General features: G+C 62.9%; 15 protein-coding genes. 5 read left to right on the forward strand and 10 right to left on the reverse strand.

Going from position 1 to position 18,559, the window contains the following annotated elements; translation table 11 throughout:
* Nucleotides 1–328: 328 nt before the first annotated feature.
* Nucleotides 329–688, reverse strand: a complete 360-nt coding sequence (locus BTO02_RS31570; protein ID WP_075160905.1) for a hypothetical protein — start codon at nt 686–688, stop codon at nt 329–331.
* 102 nt (nt 689–790) lie between these two features.
* The gene (locus BTO02_RS31575; protein ID WP_075161578.1) at nt 791–1,216 is read right to left on the reverse strand and encodes an OsmC family protein; all 426 of its coding nucleotides are present in this window, start codon (nt 1,214–1,216) and stop codon (nt 791–793) included.
* A gap of 398 nt (nt 1,217–1,614) precedes the next feature.
* Between BTO02_RS31575 and BTO02_RS31580 the strand changes: the two genes are divergently transcribed.
* Nucleotides 1,615–2,634, forward strand: a complete 1,020-nt coding sequence (locus BTO02_RS31580; RefSeq protein ID WP_332262271.1) for an enoyl-CoA hydratase/isomerase family protein — start codon at nt 1,615–1,617, stop codon at nt 2,632–2,634.
* 271 nt (nt 2,635–2,905) lie between these two features.
* Here the strand turns inward: BTO02_RS31580 and BTO02_RS31585 are convergent, their stop codons facing one another.
* The 3 genes from BTO02_RS31585 to gltA all read right to left on the reverse strand — a co-directional run bounded on the left by BTO02_RS31585 (nt 2,906) and on the right by gltA (nt 8,471).
* Nucleotides 2,906–4,057, reverse strand: coding sequence for a porin (locus BTO02_RS31585; RefSeq protein WP_075160907.1), 1,152 nt, complete (start codon nt 4,055–4,057; stop codon nt 2,906–2,908).
* Nucleotides 4,058–4,556: 499 nt separating this feature from the next.
* Nucleotides 4,557–6,833, reverse strand: coding sequence for an amylo-alpha-1,6-glucosidase (locus tag BTO02_RS31590; RefSeq protein ID WP_075160908.1), 2,277 nt, complete (start codon nt 6,831–6,833; stop codon nt 4,557–4,559).
* A gap of 336 nt (nt 6,834–7,169) precedes the next feature.
* A complete protein-coding gene (gene gltA / locus BTO02_RS31595) occupies nt 7,170–8,471 on the reverse strand; it encodes a citrate synthase (protein ID WP_075160909.1) in 1,302 nt (433 codons plus the stop codon).
* Between the two features lie 303 nt (nt 8,472–8,774).
* Here gltA and BTO02_RS31600 point away from each other — a divergent pair, with 303 nt between their 5' ends.
* Nucleotides 8,775–9,194, forward strand: coding sequence for a hypothetical protein (locus BTO02_RS31600; RefSeq protein WP_075160910.1), 420 nt, complete (start codon nt 8,775–8,777; stop codon nt 9,192–9,194).
* Nucleotides 9,195–9,232: 38 nt separating this feature from the next.
* Here the strand turns inward: BTO02_RS31600 and BTO02_RS31605 are convergent, their stop codons facing one another.
* The 3 genes from BTO02_RS31605 to BTO02_RS31615 form a co-directional block, all read right to left on the reverse strand.
* Entirely contained in the window at nt 9,233–10,030 is a 798-nt protein-coding gene (locus tag BTO02_RS31605) for an alpha/beta fold hydrolase (protein WP_075161579.1), read from the reverse strand.
* A 166-nt stretch (nt 10,031–10,196) separates the two neighbouring features.
* Complete coding sequence (locus BTO02_RS31610) at nt 10,197–11,267, reverse strand: rod shape-determining protein (protein WP_075160911.1); 1,071 nt, start codon at nt 11,265–11,267, stop codon at nt 10,197–10,199.
* Between the two features lie 306 nt (nt 11,268–11,573).
* Nucleotides 11,574–12,323 carry an AraC family transcriptional regulator gene (locus BTO02_RS31615; protein WP_075160912.1) on the reverse strand — a complete coding sequence of 250 codons (750 nt, stop codon included), beginning with the start codon at nt 12,321–12,323 and terminating at the stop codon, nt 11,574–11,576.
* Between the two features lie 172 nt (nt 12,324–12,495).
* On the opposite strand from BTO02_RS31615, the gene BTO02_RS31620 reads away from it, so the two are divergent.
* The 3 genes from BTO02_RS31620 (at nt 12,496) to BTO02_RS31630 (ending at nt 15,735) form a co-directional block, all read left to right on the forward strand.
* Entirely contained in the window at nt 12,496–13,251 is a 756-nt protein-coding gene (locus BTO02_RS31620; protein ID WP_075160913.1) for a PadR family transcriptional regulator, read from the forward strand.
* Nucleotides 13,252–13,303: 52 nt separating this feature from the next.
* Nucleotides 13,304–14,119, forward strand: coding sequence for a siderophore-interacting protein (locus BTO02_RS31625; protein WP_075160914.1), 816 nt, complete (start codon nt 13,304–13,306; stop codon nt 14,117–14,119).
* A 236-nt stretch (nt 14,120–14,355) separates the two neighbouring features.
* Nucleotides 14,356–15,735 carry a short-chain fatty acid transporter gene (locus BTO02_RS31630; protein ID WP_075160915.1) on the forward strand — a complete coding sequence of 460 codons (1,380 nt, stop codon included), beginning with the start codon at nt 14,356–14,358 and terminating at the stop codon, nt 15,733–15,735.
* Between the two features lie 24 nt (nt 15,736–15,759).
* Here the strand turns inward: BTO02_RS31630 and mmsB are convergent, their stop codons facing one another.
* Together mmsB and BTO02_RS31640 are read right to left on the reverse strand one after the other, a co-directional pair.
* Nucleotides 15,760–16,656, reverse strand: a complete 897-nt coding sequence (gene mmsB, locus BTO02_RS31635; protein ID WP_075161580.1) for a 3-hydroxyisobutyrate dehydrogenase — start codon at nt 16,654–16,656, stop codon at nt 15,760–15,762.
* Nucleotides 16,657–16,763: 107 nt separating this feature from the next.
* Complete coding sequence (locus BTO02_RS31640) at nt 16,764–18,455, reverse strand: AMP-binding protein (RefSeq protein ID WP_075160916.1); 1,692 nt, start codon at nt 18,453–18,455, stop codon at nt 16,764–16,766.
* Between the last annotated feature and the right edge of the window lie 104 nt (nt 18,456–18,559).

Genomic DNA, 18,559 nt, shown 5'->3' on the forward strand with positions numbered 1-18,559 from the left:
TGGGACACCGATGCCCGTCAGTTCCGTGCTCTCCGCTCTGTAAGAGTTGATGCCCTTGCGACACGGGTCTGAAGGGCGCGGCTACCGCGCCTGTAATCTTCCCTGCATGTGCGATGTCATACGCGTGCAATAATATTTGCTAACTCGCAATGCGCAGACTTAATCTCCCATAATCCAATCATCAATAAACCGACCGATCATTGCTGAACCACGATAAATCGCGCGGCGCCAGAAATCCGTCAAAAAGATCGCGCTATTTACGGGTAATTACCGAGGGCTGGTTAGATGCGTGACGAATATTTTCCGCACGTGCGGGTTTCTGCCCGATTCACGCGCAATTGTTCAGTGCACGACTTTCGCGCGCAAGGCGTAGCGCGCGCTGCTGAGGGCGCACCACCCTCACGCTCGGCACCACGCAAGCCGCGAGCAGAATTGCGTTGATGCTCAGGCTGCCTTCGAACGCACGCGCGTACGCTTGCGGCGCGTCGTGCCCCTGAACGATGCCGAAGAACACGCCGCTGATTACCGCAATACCGAACGCGGCACTGATCTGCAGCGTCGTGTTCACGACGCCCGGGCGGACGAGCCCCAGATAAAACAACAGCTCCGGTTCGACGCGTCGCAGCGTCGCCCAGCCTGTCACCGTGAAGCCGACGGCGAGCAGCCTGGGTACGATCGGTCCGGACATACTGCGGCTTTTATGACTGGTCAGTCGATAAATCGACCACTAAGCGGTTTGCCGCGGCACAGGTCGTTCCTCTGCCGCGGCATCCCGCCATACCGGTCGCGCTCAGGTCTCGAGCTTCGCGTCCATCGTGATCGTTGCGTTCAGTACCTTCGAGATTGGGCAGCCGGCTTTCGCATCCGCTGCAGCCTTTTCGAATTTGGCCTTGTCGCCTCCGGGGATTTTGACTACGACATCGAGGTGCGAGGCGGTAAGCGAAAAGCCGCCACCGTCTTTATCGAGGGTGACCGTCGCCGTAGTCGCAATCCGCTCCGGTTTGATGCCGGCCTTGCCCAGTTCCGCCGATAGCGCCATTGAAAAACAGCCGGCATGCGCGGCCGCGATCAGCTCTTCGGGATTCGTGCCGACGCCGCTTTCGAACCGTGTCGAGAACGAATACTGCGTGTCTTTCAGCACGCCGCTATCAGTCGAGATGCTGCCCTTTCCGTCCTGCAGACCGCCCTGCCAGACTGCCGATGCTTTGCGCTTCATTACACTCTCCTGTGGTTGCCTCATCGATGCGAGCGTGCCGTTGCACGCGCCGTGCCGCGACGCCTGTCCGCAATGATCCCGCCCGGATTCTTCTGCGGAAAACGGCCTCCATTGCAATCGCCACGCTTCGACCGAGGCGCGGGCCTGGACCAACTTCATCATAGGCTCAAGCTCGCAACGTCGCGTCGACGCCGTGCTGATCGCTTCAAACGCCATAGCGCGTCCGATCCATCTTTTCCGGCACGGTTAAAAGTTCCTGATAGCGCTTCCCGCTCCACGCGATGCGCTGTCCCTTGCTGATCAAGCATGAGAGCGTAGTGGCAGCGCGTGCTTCGGCCCGATGCTAGTATCCGAACCAGTTCATAAACCGGGTCGATCGGACTTCCGCAAGTGCGCGCTTGACCGGCACATCTTCTCCGGCCGACCTACTGGCCCAGATGAACTGGCAACGCTTCAACGCGGCAAATGGACGCTGTTGCGCAGTTCCTTCTATACCCGCGTCGACTTCCCGATTCGCACCGCACCCCGTGCAAACGCATTTTCGAGGAGGCACCATGATCGACAAGGTTGGGTCGAGCGCTTCGAGCGCCGCGCAAGAGCAGGTACGTGTCAGGCGCGTAACACCGGCATATTGGCAAGCTACGTTGCACAATCCGCCGTTCAACATCTTTGGTCCTGACTCCATTCCACAGTTGCAGGCTGTGGTCCACGCGATCGAAACGACGCCGGAGCTCAAGGTGGTCGTGTTTCAGAGCGACGTGCCCGGCTACTTCCTGACTCACTACGATTTCATCCCGCCCTTGTCGGATTCGACTGGTCTGCCCAACGGCCCGACCAGCCTGCATCCGATACCGGACATGATGGTGCGGATCGCAAGGTCGCGCGTCATATCGATCGCAAAACTGCGCGGGCGAGTGACCGGCGTCGGCGGCGAACTGGCGCTCGCGAGCGACATGCGCTTCGCCGCCCTCGAAAATCTCGAGATCTCGCAATGGGAAGCGGGCGCGGGATTCGTACCCGGCGGCGGTCCGATGGCGAGGCTGCCGCGTCTGATCGGCCGTGGCCGGGCGATGGAAGTCCTGCTCGGCGCCGACAATATCGACGGCGAGACGGCCGACAAATACGGCTACGTGAATCGCTCGCTGCCGGACGCTCAGCTCGACGACTTCGTGGACAGATTGGCGCGTCGCATTGCGAGCTTCGACGGCGAGTCGCTTGCCGACATCAAGCAGGCCGTGAACTACGCAAGCCTGCCGCCCGATGCGGAGTCTGCCGCTGGCTGGAATCTGTTTATCTGGTCCGTGCAGCGACCCGAAGCACAATACCGCATCGGCGAACTGATGAAGCGCGGCTTGCAGAAGGACCCCGACATCGAGCGCAATCTCAATCGCTACACAGAAGAAGTGGGCAAGCGCTAAGCCGTAGCCAGATCAGCGTCCGAATCGGAATGTGCGTGGTCCACGTCGTGCACGCTGTGTCGAAGCGGCTCGCGATGTTCGCGCACCTTCGGGATTATCGACTCGCTACAGGTAAAGGCCTATCTGATCCTGCGTTCCAACGCCGACTGACTATCAATGCGGCGCGGACATCACCGGGTGATGGCGGACGTAGCAAGAAAAAACCCCGTCCGACACAAATGTCCGACGGGGTTTTGGCCTTACGTTGCTTCTGTACGGAAAACCGTGCGTCCTAGAAGCGGTGACGCATACCGATCGTCGCCACCACCTGGTTGCCCGTCGACGACGCGCCACCCGAGTTGTTGACGAACGCCACGAAGTTGCTGCCCGACACGTGCTGGTACATGCCTTCGGCGTACACGTCCGTGCGCTTGGACAGCGAATACACTGCCTGCAGGTTCACCTGGTTCCACTTCGGATCCGAGCCGAACGTCGAGCTGTCCGACACGTGGCCATTCGTGTACGTGTACGCGACTCCAAGGCTGATCGCCGGCGTCACCGCGTACTTGCCGTTCACTTCATAGTTGTCGAACGTCACATGGCCGTTCGCCGAACCGAACGACTGCGTGCCCTGGAACTGGCTGTGCGTGTACACGAATCCGACGAGCGCCGGCCCGATCGCGTAGTTGATGCCTGCGCCGACCGTACGCTGAACGTCGGCGCCGAGCACGAAGCCGCCCGTGCCGTTCGACTGCGATTCGGCGAGGTCGACCGCGCCCGCCGTGTTCGCGGTGCTGTTCGAACCGTTGATCTGCAGGTAGCCAGCCGCGACGTTGAAGCCCGCGAACGAGTAGCTCGCGCCGGCGCTATAGGCGCGATTCACGGCGAAGTCGTCGTTGTTCGAGAACGCGTACAAGCCGCCGAACTTGAAACCGCCGTAGTTCGCGCTGTTGTACTTGATCGAGTTGTTCATCCGAACCGAGTGGTTCAGGTTGTCGTTATCGAACGGGTGCGCGAAGCCGGTGTCGCCGAACGTGCCTGCCGTGCCCGACAGCGGCGCGACGAAGTCGACCAGCGAGTCGTACTGGCGGCCCAGCGTGACGGTGCCGTACTGGTTGCTCGCCAGACCGACGAACGCTTGCCGGCCGAACAGACGGCTGTGCTGGGCAAGCGTGCCGTTCGTTACGCTGAAACCATTTTCGAGCACGAAGATCGCGTGCAGACCGCCGCCGAGATCTTCAGAGCCGCGTACACCGAAGCGGCTGCCGTTGATTTCGCCGCTGGTGGCCTGGAACAGCGAGCCATGGCTGCCGCCTTTGACGACGTTGTTCGTATATTGCAGACCGGCATCGATGATGCCGTAGAGAGTCACGGAACTTTGCGCATGCGCGCTCGACGCGGCGAATGCGGCAATGACCGCCGCGGGGATGGCGATTTTCTTCACTGAGTAGCTCCTTCGTGTGGAAACCGGATTAACGGCGAACGAAAGTATAGGGAGCTACCCGCAATAAGCATCTCGCCATATATCGCAATACTGTTCGTCTATTGGAGCTGTATATCTTTCATAAAACAGTAATACGCAAGTCAGGCAAAGCTTTGGCAGGCTTCCGGCACGCTTCGATTAGAGCTTTTAACGTGTAGCAGTGGCGCAACTGCAACGCGGTCCGGGAGTTCCGATACGAGAAGGGCTATTCCGGCTCATCCGGCCAGATCGCGTAATTCGCGCGATCTGGCCGCATACACTCTGGACCTGAATTCCGCTTACCGATAGCTCATTAGTTGTTGATCATGCTTTCAGTTTCTCTTTTTGCATTGATCAAAAGAATTCGAAGAACAGGAAGCCATATTCCTCAATAATTATTATTGCAATCTGAGAAATATGGCTATCCGGCAGCCGTTCTTTCAGAACATTTTTTGCGTAAATCGAACCGCATTATTTCGCTTTATAGCAATGCGACCACTCGCACGTCGCTCTGCTCGGACGACGCGACCACCTTGCCGTCCATGCGCCGGAACGTAATTGACACGGTCGCGTCGCCGACGCGAAGGTTGCTGATCTCGAGCCAGTCGATGCCGTCCGGCAGCATCGGCTGCTCGATCAGTACTTCGCGCCGCGCCGCATCGATCGTTACGCCGAGGCACGCCTCGAGCATCATGAACGGCGATCCGGCCGCCCACGCCTGCGGCAGGCATGCAACCGGGTACGCGGTCGGCGGCTCGCCGCGGCGTCGCTGGAAGCCGCAGAACAGCTCCGGCAGCCGCATATCGAACTTGACCGCCGCCTGGAACAGCGCCTGCAGCAGATTGACGGCGGCCGGCTTGCCGCCGTAGCGCACGAGTCCGCGCGCGCAAAGCGCGTTGTCATGCGGCCAGACCGAGCCGTTGTGATACGCCATCGGATTGAAGCGCGGCTGCCCCGCCGCAAGCGTACGCACGCCCCAGCCCGTATGAAAGAGCGAGGATCCGAGCGTATGCGCGACCGCTTCGCCGCGCTCGCGCTTCGGCAGTCCGAACGCGAGCAGATGTCCCGCGTTCGACGCGAGCACGCGACACAGCTCGCCGTGGCCATCGAGTGCGATGCCGTAGAAATTCAGGTCTTCCATCCAGTACAACGCTTCGACGCGCTCGCGAATCGACGTCGCGCGCTGGGTGTAGCGCATCGCATCGCTCGTCAGGCCGCGCAACGCCGCGAACTGCGCCATCGTGTCGAACGCGGCGCTCGCATACGCCTGCACTTCGACGAGCGCGATCGGGCCGTCCGGAAAGCGGCCGTCGGCATGGAACACGGAGTCGTGACTGTCTTTCCAGCCCTGATTCGCGAGCCCGCCGTCGGAAGCGCGCTGATAGTCGAGCAGACCGAACCGGTTCTTGTCGCAGACGCCTGCGACCCACTTCGCCGCACGCTCGAGCGCTGGCCACAACTCGTCGACGAGCGCCGTGTCGCCGGTGCGCGTCACGTATGCGCCGGCCAGCACGATGAATAGCGGCGTCGTGTCGACGCCTCCGTAGTACAGCGCAAACGGCACTTCGCCCGTTGCCGCCATCTCGCCGCGCCGCAGTTCGTGCATGATCTTGCCGACCGCGGCGTCGCGGAATGCCGAATCTTCGAGCGCCTGATGCTTCGCGAGAAAGCGCAGCACGCCACGCGCAAGCCCCGGCTGCAGCCATAACGACTGCAGCGAGGTGATCACCGCGTCGCGGCCGAATGGCGTGGAGAACCACGGGATGCCCGCATACGGATACGGACCCGTTTCGAGATCGGTGGTCAGCAGGCTCAAATCCGCCTGCGAACGGTCGATCCACGCGTTGAAGAGCGGATTGCTCGAACGCACGCGCGCCGACGCGCGGCGCCGCTCGCGCATCATCAGGTGCGCGTCGACGAGTGCCGCTCGCACCGCGGCGCGGCCGACGCGCGGACGCACGGTATCGATCTGCGACGTATGCGCTTCGCTGAATGAATGCGTGGGCTGCGGCACGTGCGCGTCGCCGCGCCCCTTGCCTTCGACTTCGACGGCCACCGACAGATAGATCGACAGGCAGGCCTGCGCCGGCAGCCGCACCGAATAATCGGCGCGGCCGGCGAGCAGCTTGTCCGGCGTCGGCGAAAAAGCGATGCGCACGCGGCGCGACACGTCGTCGAGGCCGATATAGTTGAGCAGCACTTCGCCGTTCTCGACGCGTGCCGGTTCGATCGTGCCTTGCTTCGGGCGCTTGAGACCGCGCACTTCGAACATGTCGCGGAAGTCGCTCGCAAACGAAATGGAGAGCGGCACGACCGCTTCATTCGTGCCGTAGTTCGTCAGTTCGATCGCTTCGTTCAATACTGTGCCGCACAGCACGCGCACGCGCTCGACGTGAATCGCGCCTTCCGGTGTGATGTCGCCGCCCAAAGGCGGCAGCGGACGATTCGTGAGGTGCGCGGTAAACGCCGTGTTGTCGCTGCTCACGCTGCCCGACAGCAGCGACGGCGCGCGCCCGCCGAATGTGAGGCGCAATTGCGACAGCACCCGCGTATCGTTGACGAACAAGCCATCGTCGACGCCGGTAATGTCGCCCAGTGGATCGTTGACGATGAATGTCCCGCCCGACTTCAAGACCGACTGGTTGGCACTCGCCACGTTCAGATTTTCCGGCGCGATGAATGCGCCGTCGTCTTCCTGCTCCTCGAAATCCGCGCGTTCCGTATGTGTCAGTCCACCTAGTGCTTCCGGATTCTGCATCAGCTCCCTCCCTGTGCTCGTCTGTGCTCGTCGATCATCGTTCCGATTTTAGAGGGTCTACGCGAAATGGGCACGCTTGCGTTGCGAGCATGCACGCGCGGTTTCACAGTCGCACCCGGACGCACCGGACAAATCGGCAAACGAAACTGGAAAAAATGCGGGAAATGATGGGGGCACAGAGGCGGTATCGGCGCGGTGCCCGCGGTGCCGACTGCGCGATTTTGGCACGCTGCATGCGCTTGCGCGTACCGGTGGTCGACGGATGCGTTCGCCGCGCGAGCGCATCCGGGTAGATCCCGAGCCGGATCCAGCCGGATCCAGTTACATTCGTCGGGATCAACGCTCGGCGAGCGGCTTCGCCTCGCGCGGCGTGTGACCGACAAAGAGCTGGCGCGGACGGCCGATCTTCTGCTCCGGATCCGCGATCATCTCGTTCCACTGCGCAATCCAGCCCACCGTACGCGCCATCGCGAAGATGCAGGTGAACATCGACGTCGGAATGCCAAGCGCGCGCTGCACGATGCCCGAATAGAAGTCGACGTTCGGGTACAGCTTGCGCGACACGAAGTAGTCGTCTTCGAGCGCGATCTTTTCGAGCGCCATCGCGAGCTTGAACAGCGGGTCGTCGTGCAGGCCCAGTTCCTCGAGCACTTCGTGGCACGTCTCGCGCATCAGCTTCGCGCGCGGATCGTAGTTCTTGTACACACGGTGACCGAAGCCCATCAGCTTCACATGCGAATTCTTGTCCTTCACCTGCTTGATGAATTCGGGGATGTTATCGACCGAGCCGATCTGCTCGAGCATGTTCAGCGCCGCTTCGTTCGCGCCGCCGTGCGCCGGCCCCCACAGGCAGGCAATACCGGCCGCGATACAGGCAAACGGGTTCGCACCCGAAGAACCGGCCAGGCGCACCGTCGAGGTCGATGCGTTCTGCTCGTGGTCCGCATGCAGGATCAGGATGCGGTCGAGCGCGCGCACGAGCACGTCGTTGACCTTGAATTCCTCGGCCGGCGTCGAGAACATCATGCGCATGAAGTTCGCGCTATACGACAGGTCGTTCTGCGGATAAACGAACGGCTGGCCGATGCTGTACTTGTACGCCATCGCGACGAGCGTCGGCAGCTTCGCGATCATGCGGATTGCCGACACTTCGCGATGGTCGGCATTCGCGATGTCGAGCGAGTCGTGATAGAACGCGGACAGCGCGCCGACTGCCGCCACGAGAATCGCCATCGGGTGCGCGTCGCGCCGGAAACCACGGAAGAAAATGTGCATCTGCTCGTGCACCATCGTGTGGTTGACCACCGATTTCACAAACGCTTCCTTCTGCTGCGGATTCGGCAGATCGCCTTTCAACAGCAGATAGCAGGTTTCGAGGAAGTCCGCATTCTGCGCCAGATCGTCGATCGGGAAACCGCGATACAGCAGTTCGCCCTTGTCCCCATCGATATAGGTGATCGAGGAATTGCACGACGCCGTCGACATGAACCCCGGGTCGTACGTGAACTTGCCGGTCTGGCCATAGAGCTTGCGAATATCGACCACATCCGGACCCATCGAGCCTTTGTAAATCGGCAGTTCGACCTTCTCGTTGCTATCGGAAAACGTTAGCGTTGCGTGTGCGCTTGAGCTGTTCATTCGGGGTCCTCGTATCAAACCATTGCTTGCAAGTCGACCTGCATTCTAAAGCCCGGGTTCGGCAACTTTGCGACGATATACGCAACAGTGATTACCGTCGAAAGAAACACTCATCGGCGAGAAGGCCTTTGCGAAGCCGACAAAGTGAAAGAAAGCGCTGCAAATGCAACAATCTTTTGTTCAGTGGAACGATACGGATCGCAAACGGGTCTGCGATACTGCAGTCATGCAACCGATCGTCTGCGAGGCGTGAGATGTTTTCATGCGCAGACCTTCGGAACCAACTGAACAGGGATGTCAAACATGACGCTGAATATGGAAACGCTTTTCCCGGATACCGGCGAGCAGGAAGAAGCCGTCGTCACTGCGCTCAATCATCAGGACATCGTGCTGGCGATGTCGGCGGCGCTGGCCACCGAAAAAATCGCAGTGCTGCACATGCTGTACCCGCGCACCGACGCTCGCACGCACAGCAGCCTTGACAAGCTAGTCGACCAGCTGCATGCGCATGGGTTGCATGAAGTCGCGCGGCTGCTCTCGCAGGAGGCTCACTATCTGGTATTCCGGAATCCGGCCAAAGCGTGGAAGGCGTTTCATGAAATCCGCAACGACTCGCTCGCCATCGGCGTGCATCTTTACTACTGCGGCCTCGTCGGCGAGGCCGCGGAGCGCGCGCTGGACGAAGATGCGCATCGCAAGCCCACGCACAAGCGCAAGCACTGACAACGCGAGGCGCTCGACACGGGCCGCGATGCAGACAGTCACGCCCGAGCGTCAGTCGCTACACCGCGCACGAACTCGTCGACATAGCGATTGAAGGCGGCCGGGTGCGCGAGATTCATCCCGTGCGACGCGCCGTTCACGGTTTTCTGGCGCGCATCGGGCAGCCACGATTGAAGCGCCGCGACGGCGCGTTTGAACATCTGCGGACTTTTCTCGCCGTCGATCAGCAATACCGGGCAGCGCACCTGCGACGCGTCGTCGGGCACATAGGCAGGGAGCGGATCGCGGAACTGGCGCGCCAGCGTGTGCGCGTTGTCCGTCGCCATCGTGCGAAACGCGGTCGTGCTCTTCGACCAGAAGCCAGGGCGGCTCACCGAATCGACGAACAGCTGCAGGCCCGCTTCCACCTTCCCTTCTTCGATCAGTTGCGCGGCACGCGCGCGCAACGCATTGACCGTTTCGGGCAGGTTCGCGACCGGCCGGCCGGCGATCTGCAGCGGACCGCCCGGGTCCGCCAGCGTCAGCGTGCGCACATGCTGCCGGTGCCGGCGCGCAAAATGAAACGACACACAGCCGCCGCGCGAATGGCCGATTACATGCGCCGGGCCCGCATCGAAACGATCGATGAATTCCGCGAGTTCGTCGGCATGGCGGCTCCAGCTGAAAGGAAATCGCGCCGGCGTCGCGCCATTGGGCCAGTAGTGCGTGAGGCTGATCGCAACGCAGCGATAGCGGTTCGACAGGCCGTCGAGCTGAGGTTGCCAGTAGCGGTAGTCGCATAGCGACCCGTGCACGAACAGCAGCAGTTCGCCTTCGCCGCGTTCGACGTACGGCACACGCAAGCCGCTGCTCAATTCGACGAACGAGGGAGAGAAAGCGTGCGTGGCGGCAGGTGCATTCACAGGCGGAGATGGGCAAACAGTGACGAATGAGCGGACATCAGGCGATGTCCGACATTGTCACATACCTTTCAGAGCCGCTCTGCTTGCCCCCGCGACCCGCTTATTCGTACACGTAGGCGTCGACGAGTCCCGCTTCCGCTACCGCGCCCGCGCCGCGCACCGCGCACGTCAGCGGCTCGTCGGCGACCCGCACGGTAAGACCCAGTTCGCCCGCGAGATAGCCGGTCAGATGCCCAAGCAGTGCACCGCCGCCCGTCAGCACGATGCCGGCATGCGCGATGTCGGTAACGAGTTCGGGCGGCGCATTTTCGAGTGCCCCTTTCACTGCGACGAGCACCTGGCGCAGCGGCACCGCGATCGCATCGGCGACATCCTGCGTGCTGATCTCGATCGTGCGCGGCAGGCCGTCGTCGACGCTGCGGCCCGTCGCGAACATCTTTTCCTGCGGCACATCGCGCAACGCCGAGCCGATCGTCTTTTTCACGTGTTCGGCAGTCTGTTCGCCAAGCACGACGCCATACATCGTGCGCACATAGTTGACGATGGCCTGGTCGAGCTGATCGCCGCCGACGCGGATCGATCCGCTATACGCGATGCCGCCGAGCGCGATCACGCCGATTTCGGTCGTGCCGCCGCCGATATCGACGACCATCGAGCCGGTCGCCTCAGACACCGGCAACCCCGCGCCGACCGCCGATGCAAGCGATTCTTCGATCAGGTTGACCTTCCACGCGCCCGCCGCGACCGCCGCTTCGCGGATCGCGCGCCGCTCGACCTGGGTCGCGCCGGCCGGTACGCAGATCGTGAAGGCCGCGCGGCGCGCGAAGAACGGCCGCGGCTTCGCCATGTCGACGAATTGCCGGATCATGTGCTCGGCGGCCGGGAAATTCGCGATCACGCCGTGCCGCATTGGCCGCACCGGTTCGAGGTTGCCCGGCGCGCGCCCGAGCATCTGCTTCGCTTCGGCGCCGACTGCCGCGACGCGTCTGCGGCCTTCGGTCGACATCTGCTTCTGGAAGCAGACGACCGAAGGCTGGTTGACGACGATGCCGCCGTCATCGGTATAGATCAGGGTGTTGGCCGTGCCGAGGTCGACGGCGACGGAATAGTGGAACAAGCGTCCGAAAAGCGAAGAGCGGTTCAGCGAAGCTTGCGGCATCGATCGCGCCATATATCGGCTCTGTAGGTGTGTGGTTGGCCGTCCGGAAGGCGACGTCAGCGCGACGTCGATCGCTTCATGGCGGCACGAAACGCTCGAACGCGCGGGCAGGCATGCGGCCGGCCGTGCGTCGGGCATGTTTTTCAGGCTTATGACCACCGTTAACGGCGCGCCGCGGACGATCTTTAGCGCAACGTAAAGAACTCGCGAGCAACGCGAAAACACCTACAAAAAGCCTTCATTCGCACGGGCGCCAGCGCGGCGCGCGGCGCAAGCGGGCAAAGGCGGTCCATCGAGGCGCACCGCTTCGCGAACGCTTTAGCGGAAATATCGCGCAGGCGTTTCGCCAAGCGAATCCTTGAACACCGCGATAAACGACGACACGTCGTTGTACCCGACGTCGAGCGCCACGCGCGTTACGCTCGCCCCGGCGCCGAGCCGCTCGAGCGCAACCAGCAAACGCAGTTGCTGCCGCCATTGGCCGAATGTCAGTCCGGTTTCCTTGACGAAGAGCCGCGCGGCCGTGCGCGCGGTCACGCCGGCGCCTGCCGCGAGCTCTTCGAGCACGCCCGATTGAGCCGGATGCGCGCTCAACGCTTCGGCAATGCGCAGAATTCGCCGGTCGCGAGGGTAATGCAACGACAGCGGCGCGACCGCGAGCAACGGCAGACGGTCGACGATCACATCGATCAGGCGCGCCTCGGGGCCGTCGGGCGGATAGTCATCGCCGGATTGGGCGGCCGCGAGCAGCAATTCGTCGACCAGCGGGTCGACCGACACGACGACGTTTTGCGCCGGCACGGGCACGGCATCGGCATCCGCATACAGCGTGCGGGTCACGACCGGAGTCAGCGACGTCGCGCGATGCGGCGCGCCCGGCAGCAGCCACACCGCGTGATGCGGCGGCACGACCCACAGTCCGCCGTCGGTGCACACGGTCAGCACCCCTTCGCTGACCTGCACGAACTGCGCGCGGTGCTCCGCGTTCCACGGCTTGTCCAGCGCGTCGTGCCGCTCGGCGAGCACGAAAACGGGGCGCTGCGCGAGGTTCGCTTCGATGGCGTCCATTGTCCGTTTTGCCGTGTCAGGTTTCGAAACGGTGCGAGATTAGCACGTCGGCGATAAGTCTGCCGACGCGAGAGGCAGTCATCCCATAAAACGACATTTGACAAACCATCTTTAGATATATATCTTGCGATATATCTTTAGATACAACCTCACTCTTCCTGAGGAGTTCGTCATGCGCGATCACCGGCAGTTTCATATCTCGTCCAACAGCCGCTATCCGAGCCGTCCTGGTTTGGCCGACGCATTCTCGCTGCACCGCCTGTGGCATGCGTGGCATGCCATCGGCCGCCATCACCACGGTCGCGGCGGCCGCTTTTCGGGCGGCGGCCCGGGTTTCGGCGGCTTCGGCGACGAAACCGACGGCTTCCCGCGCGGACGCAAGTTCACGTCCGACGATCTGCAACTGCTATTGCTCGCGTTGATCGGCGAGCGGCCCAGTCACGGCTATGAACTGATCAAGGCGCTCGACGCGCGCTCGAACGGCTTCTACTCGCCGAGCCCGGGCATGGTGTACCCGGCGCTCACCTACCTCGAGGAACTCGGCTACGTCACCGTGCAGATGGAAGGCAACCGCAAGCGCTACGAACTGGCCGATGCGGGCCGCAGCTATCTGGCCGCGAACCGCGAACGCGCCGACCTGATGCTCGCGAAGCTCAGTCATATCGCCCGCAAGATGGACATGGTGCGGCGCGCGTTCTCCGGCGAGGCGGGCGATAGCGCAGGTACCGAAGCCGGCGGCGATGAATTCGGCGGCGTTCGCGGCGCGGCCTGGCTGCCCGAATTCATCGAGGCGCGCCGTGCACTGAAACACGCGCTGCTCCTGCGCGACAACGCATCGCCCGACGAGCAGCGCCGCATTGCCGCCATCCTCGCGCGCGCAACGGCCGAGATCGAAGGCAAAACCAGGGGCGGCGGCGATAAGGCCTGAGCACAGTCTGAATAACGCCAAAGCCCGCTCGCAACCGAAAAGGAATTCCTTTATGCACGATCGCTCCGATCTTGCGGTGACGCGTGTGCGTCATCCACTGAAGTTCCGACTGCTGCAAGTCAAGCATGTGCGGCACCTCACGCCGCATCTGACCCGCGTCACGCTGACCGGCGACGACCTGCACGACTTCGAGTCGGCTTCGTTCGACGACCATGTCAAAGTCTTTTTCCCGGCCCCCGGCGCGGAAAAGCCGTCGCTGCCGCAAACAGGTCCGGACGGACCCGTGTTCGCTGCCGACGAACCGCGCCCCGTGGCACGCGATTTCACGCCGCGCCGCTACGACCGCGCCGCGCGCGAGCTCGATCTCGAGTTCGCCTTGCACGAAGCAGGGCCCGCCGCCGAGTGGGCGGCGCAGGCACAGGCCGGCCAGTATCTCGGCGTCGGCGGCCCGCGCGGCTCGCTGGTCATTCCAACCGGGTTCGACTGGCATCTGCTGATCGGTGACGATACGGCGCTGCCCGCCATTGCGCGTCGACTCGAAGAGTTACCGGCAGGCACGCGCGTCGCGGCAATCATCGAAGTCAGCGATCCGTCCGCGCGCATCGAATTTTCGACTGCATCGGATCTGTATAACGTGTGGTGCTATCGCAGCGACTCGAAGTCGCGCGGCGAAGCGCTGCTGCAGGCTGTCCGCGAAACGTGGATGCCCGACGGCGAAGGCTATGTCTGGGCAGCCGGCGAAGCGGCGACAATGCGCGCGGTGCGCTACCACCTCGTCAACGAGCGCGGCATCGACAAGTCGCGAATTCGCGCAGCGAGCTATTGGAAACAGGGCGCCGTTGCAGTACACGAAGCGCTCGACGATTGACGCGCCCGCGTCGTCATCCATCGTTAGCAACGCGTACTTTTCGTTGTCGTCGCAATTCCATATCGGATGAGCCGGCGCGAACCTGACGGTACGTGCGCGACAGCAGACATCGAAAAATTCCGGTATGTTTCGTGCCCACGTCGAACGCGGCGGCGCGGCGCACGAGCTTTCAAACTGAAGGCTTGTGCACCGTGCAACACGCCGCATCTGAAACCACGCGCACGAGAGAAAACACAATGGACGCGAGACAGCCTGCTCCCACAACCCCATCGCAACCGGAACGCCGCAACATCGTAAGCGTGCTCGTCTATCTGTTCGAGCGTGTGATGCCCGACCCGTTCGTACTGTCGATCGGGCTCACGCTCGTCGTGATCGTGTTGTCGATGCTGTTCGCGCCGAAAGCCGACATTCCGCACGTGCTCAGTTCATGGTATGGCGGCGCCTTCGGCATTCTCGGCTTCGCGCTGCAGATGATCCTGATTCTCGCGACCGGCTTTGCGATCGCCGATGCGCCGGTCGTGCAGCGCGCGCTGCGCTCGCTCGCCTCGCGCGTGCAGACGCCGACCAAAGCGGCACTCGTCGTGTTTCCGATCGTCGCGGTTGCGGCATGGCTGAACTGGGGGTTTGGACTCGTGGTCGGCGCGCTGCTCGCGCGCGAGATCGCGAGGCGCGTCGATGTCGATTTCGCGTGGCTCGTCGCGGGCAGCTATTCCGCGTGGTCGATCTGCAATAGCGGGCTGTCGAGTTCGATTGCGCTGTCGCAGGCTTCGCACGGCAACGCGCTGAATCTCGTCGAAAAAGCGACGGGCCAGGTCGTGCCGCTCACGCAAACGGTGTTCGCGCCGTTCGTGTTTGTGCCGACGGTCGCGGTCGTCGTCGTGATGACGTTTATCTTCATCAGGATGCATCCGCGCGATGCGAAGATCACGACGCTGCGCGACGAAGCCGCCGCCCCCGCCGACGATCCGCACGCACGCAACGCCGACGACGGCTCGCTTGCCGCGCGACTCGAACAGTCGATGCTCGGCACGCTGCTGCTGCTCGCCATGGGCGTCGGCTATATCGCGATGCAGTGGCACGAGAAGGGCTTTGAGCTCGACATCAACACGACCATTCTGATCTTTCTGCTCGCCGGTCTCGCGCTGCAGCGCACGCCGATCGCTTACGCCGATGCGATTCGCCGCGCGGCGCGCCAGACCGGCTCGATGCTGCTCCAATATCCGATGTACGGCGGCATCATGGGCATCATGAGCGGCACGGGCCTCGCATCGGTCATCGCCAAGACGTTCGTAGCGGTCGCGACGCCGACCACGCTCGCGCTGTGGAGCTATCTGAGCTCGCTCATCATCACGTTGCTGATTCCGAGCGCAGGCGGTCATTGGGCCGTGCAGGGGCCGTTCGTTCTGCCGGCTGCATTGAGCCTGCATGCGCCGGTCGCGCGCACCGCGATGGGCGTCGCGATGGCGGAGAACGTGTCGAACATGCTGCAGCCGTTCTGGGCCGTGCCGGTCGTCGCGATTGCCGGCATCCGGATTCAGCGCGTGATGGGCTATACCGCGGTGACGTTTTTCGTGTCGCTGGTCATTTACGCGGTGTCGTTGTGGCTCGTGCCGTGACGCGTGGGCTTCTGCCTCGCGCGATCAGGCCGTATCGTCGTCGCGCCGGTACAGCCTGATCACCGACGAGAAATCGAGCTTGCCCGCACCGTTCGTGCTCATCGCCTGATACAGCTGCTGTGCGAGCGCGCCAAGAAAGACCGGTTGCCGCACGAGCTTCGCGGCGTCGTTCGCGAGACCGAGATCTTTGAGCATCAGATCGATGCCGAAGCCGCCCGTATAGCCGCGCGACGACGGCGCGGTGTCGACCACGCCCGGAAACGGATTGTACGTATCGGAACTCCAGCAGCGCCCCGTCGACGTATTCATGATGCCGTCCAGCACCTTCGGATCGATGCCGAGCGCAGCGCCTAGCGCCATGCCCTCCGCCACGCCCGCCATCGTGATGCCGAGCACGAGGTTATTGCAGATCTTCGCAACCTGCCCTGTGCCCGTGTCCCCGCAATGCACGATGTTGCGGCCCATCGCCGACAACACCGGCTTCACACATTCGTAGGCTTGCGCACTGCCGCCGACCATGAAGGTCAGCGTGCCTGCCGCAGCGCCGCCCGTGCCGCCCGAGACCGGTGCATCGACGAATGCGTTGCCCTGCTGCTGCGCAAGCGCCGCGAACGCCTTCACGCTCGCCGGATCGATCGTGCTCGAATCGACGATCGTTACGCCGCGTGCGATGCCGGCGAGAATGCCGTCGTCGCCGGTCAGTACGCTCTTGACGTGCGCGGCGGCCGGCAGCATCGTGATCACGCATTGCGCCCCGGTCGACGCCGCTTTGGGCGACGCGGCCGCCTGCGCGCCCGCGTCCACGAGTGCCTGCACGGCCGGCGCGCTGACGTCGAACACCTGCAGAACGTGACCCGCATTCAGCAGATTGCGCGCCATCGGCGCACCCATGTTGCCGAGCCCTACGAAACCAATTTTCATCGTGCCGTCTCCGGTGGGGTCCGCATGCGACGCGCCTGTCAACACACCTCAGCGCACCTCAGCGCCTTCAACGCAATTCAACGCAATTCAACGCGCTTCGGTTCAGGTCAGCGCAAATCGGGAAAGTCCTCTTCCCAATACTCGCCGGGCATGCGCGCCGGCTCCGCGGAGCGATCGAGCTCGCGACAACGCAGCTCGACGCGGCGAATCTTTCCCGAGATCGTCTTCGGCAGTTCGCTGAATTGCAGGCGGCGAATCCGCTTGTACGGCGCGAGCTTCTCGCGGGCAAAACGAAACACGTCGCGTGCCACTTCGGGGCTCGCGTCGAAGCCCTGACGCACGGTGACGAACGCCTTCGGCACCGACGCACGCAGCGCATCGGGGCTCGGCACCACTGCCGCTTCGGCAATGGCCTCATGCTCGATCAGCACACTTTCGATCTCGAACGGGCTCAGCCGGTAATCGGACGACTTGAACACGTCGTCAGACCGGCCGACGTAGACGAGGTAGCCGTCGTCGCGCCTGAATGCAACATCGGACGTGTGGTAGTAGCCGTTGCGCATCGCGTTCGCATTTGCCGCTTCGTTGTTCGCGTAGCCGGTCATCAAGCCGAGCGGGCTCGCCGAAAGCGGCAGCGCGATTTCGCCCTCCGCAACGGGCTGATCGTCCGCATCGACGAGTTCGACCCGATAACCAGGCAGCGGCCGTCCCATCGAACCGGGTACCACCGGCTGCCCCGGCGAGTTACCGACCTGACACGTCGTCTCCGTCTGGCCGTAGCCATCGCGTATCGTGATGTTCCACGCGTGGCGCACGCGCTCGATGATTTCCGGATTCAGCGGCTCGCCCGCGCCGACAATCTCGCGCAACTTCACCGGATACGAAGCAAGCGGCTCCTGCACGAGCATGCGCCACACGGTGGGCGGCGCGCACAGCGTCGTCACATTGCAGCGCACGAGGACCGTTAGCGTGTCTTTCGGCACGAAGCGCGCGAAGTTGTAGACGAACACGCACGCCTGCGCATTCCACGGCGCAAAGAAACAGCTCCACGCATGCTTCGCCCAGCCTGGCGAACTGATATTCCAGTGAATATCGCCCGGCTGCAGACCGATCCAGTACATGGTCGACAGATGCCCGACCGGATAGCTCGCATGCGTGTGTTCGACGAGCTTCGGCTTCGATGTGGTACCGGACGTGAAATACAGCAGCATCGGATCGCTCGCGCGCGTGCGGCCATCGGGCGCGAACGATGATGACGCCTGGTAAGCGGCGGCTATATCGGTCCAGCCGTCGCGCGGCGCCCCCACGCAGACACGCGTGAGCGGCACGTCGAGCGCATCGAATTTCGCGAGTTCCGCGCCATCGACAATCGCGACGGTCGCGCCGCCCAGTTGCACGCGATCGCGCACATCGTCGGCCGATAGCTGGGTGGTGGCCGGCAGCACGATCGCGCCGAGCTTCATCGCGGCGAGCATCGTGTCCCATAGCTCGACGCGATTCGGCAGCATCAGCAGCAGACGGTCGCCGCGGCCGACGCCGAGGCCGCGCAGAAAGTTCGCCACGCGATTCGACCGCTCCGCCATCTGCGCATACGAAAGCGTGAGGCCGCGGCCCTCGGTGTCGTCGACGATCCACAGTGCCGGGCGCTCATTGCCGCGCGCGATAACGTCGAAGTAGTCGAGCGCCCAGTTGAAGTCGTCGAGAACCGGCCAGCGGAACTCGCGATAGGCGCGCTCGTAGTCGGTGCGATGGCGCAACAACAGATCGCGCGCTTCCAGAAAGCTGTCGGCTGCTGTCATGGTTGTCTCCAGTACCATGCCGCGTTATCCGAGCCTGCGTTTCAACGCGTGGCTGGGCATCGTCGCGTGTCGGCGCAATTGCGCTCTATTGGCGGACATTCTGC

This window comes from Paraburkholderia sp. SOS3 (assembly GCF_001922345.1).
GTDB lineage: Bacteria > Pseudomonadota > Gammaproteobacteria > Burkholderiales > Burkholderiaceae > Paraburkholderia.

Excerpts from the sequence above, each read along its gene's own strand:
- BTO02_RS31600 (WP_075160910.1), top strand. The coding sequence starts at position 8,775 with ATGACGCTGAATATGGAAACGCTTTTCCCGGATACCGGCGAGCAGGAA.
- BTO02_RS31575 (WP_075161578.1), bottom strand. The coding sequence starts at position 1,216 with ATGAAGCGCAAAGCATCGGCAGTCTGGCAGGGCGGTCTGCAGGACGGA.
- BTO02_RS31610 (WP_075160911.1), bottom strand. The coding sequence starts at position 11,267 with ATGGCGCGATCGATGCCGCAAGCTTCGCTGAACCGCTCTTCGCTTTTC.
- BTO02_RS31570 (WP_075160905.1), bottom strand. The coding sequence starts at position 688 with ATGTCCGGACCGATCGTACCCAGGCTGCTCGCCGTCGGCTTCACGGTG.
- BTO02_RS31615 (WP_075160912.1), bottom strand. The coding sequence starts at position 12,323 with ATGGACGCCATCGAAGCGAACCTCGCGCAGCGCCCCGTTTTCGTGCTC.
- BTO02_RS31630 (WP_075160915.1), top strand. The coding sequence starts at position 14,356 with ATGGACGCGAGACAGCCTGCTCCCACAACCCCATCGCAACCGGAACGC.
- gltA (WP_075160909.1), bottom strand. The coding sequence starts at position 8,471 with ATGAACAGCTCAAGCGCACACGCAACGCTAACGTTTTCCGATAGCAAC.
- BTO02_RS31640 (WP_075160916.1), bottom strand. The coding sequence starts at position 18,455 with ATGACAGCAGCCGACAGCTTTCTGGAAGCGCGCGATCTGTTGTTGCGC.
- BTO02_RS31620 (WP_075160913.1), top strand. The coding sequence starts at position 12,496 with ATGCGCGATCACCGGCAGTTTCATATCTCGTCCAACAGCCGCTATCCG.
- BTO02_RS31590 (WP_075160908.1), bottom strand. The coding sequence starts at position 6,833 with ATGCAGAATCCGGAAGCACTAGGTGGACTGACACATACGGAACGCGCG.
- BTO02_RS31625 (WP_075160914.1), top strand. The coding sequence starts at position 13,304 with ATGCACGATCGCTCCGATCTTGCGGTGACGCGTGTGCGTCATCCACTG.
- mmsB (WP_075161580.1), bottom strand. The coding sequence starts at position 16,656 with ATGAAAATTGGTTTCGTAGGGCTCGGCAACATGGGTGCGCCGATGGCG.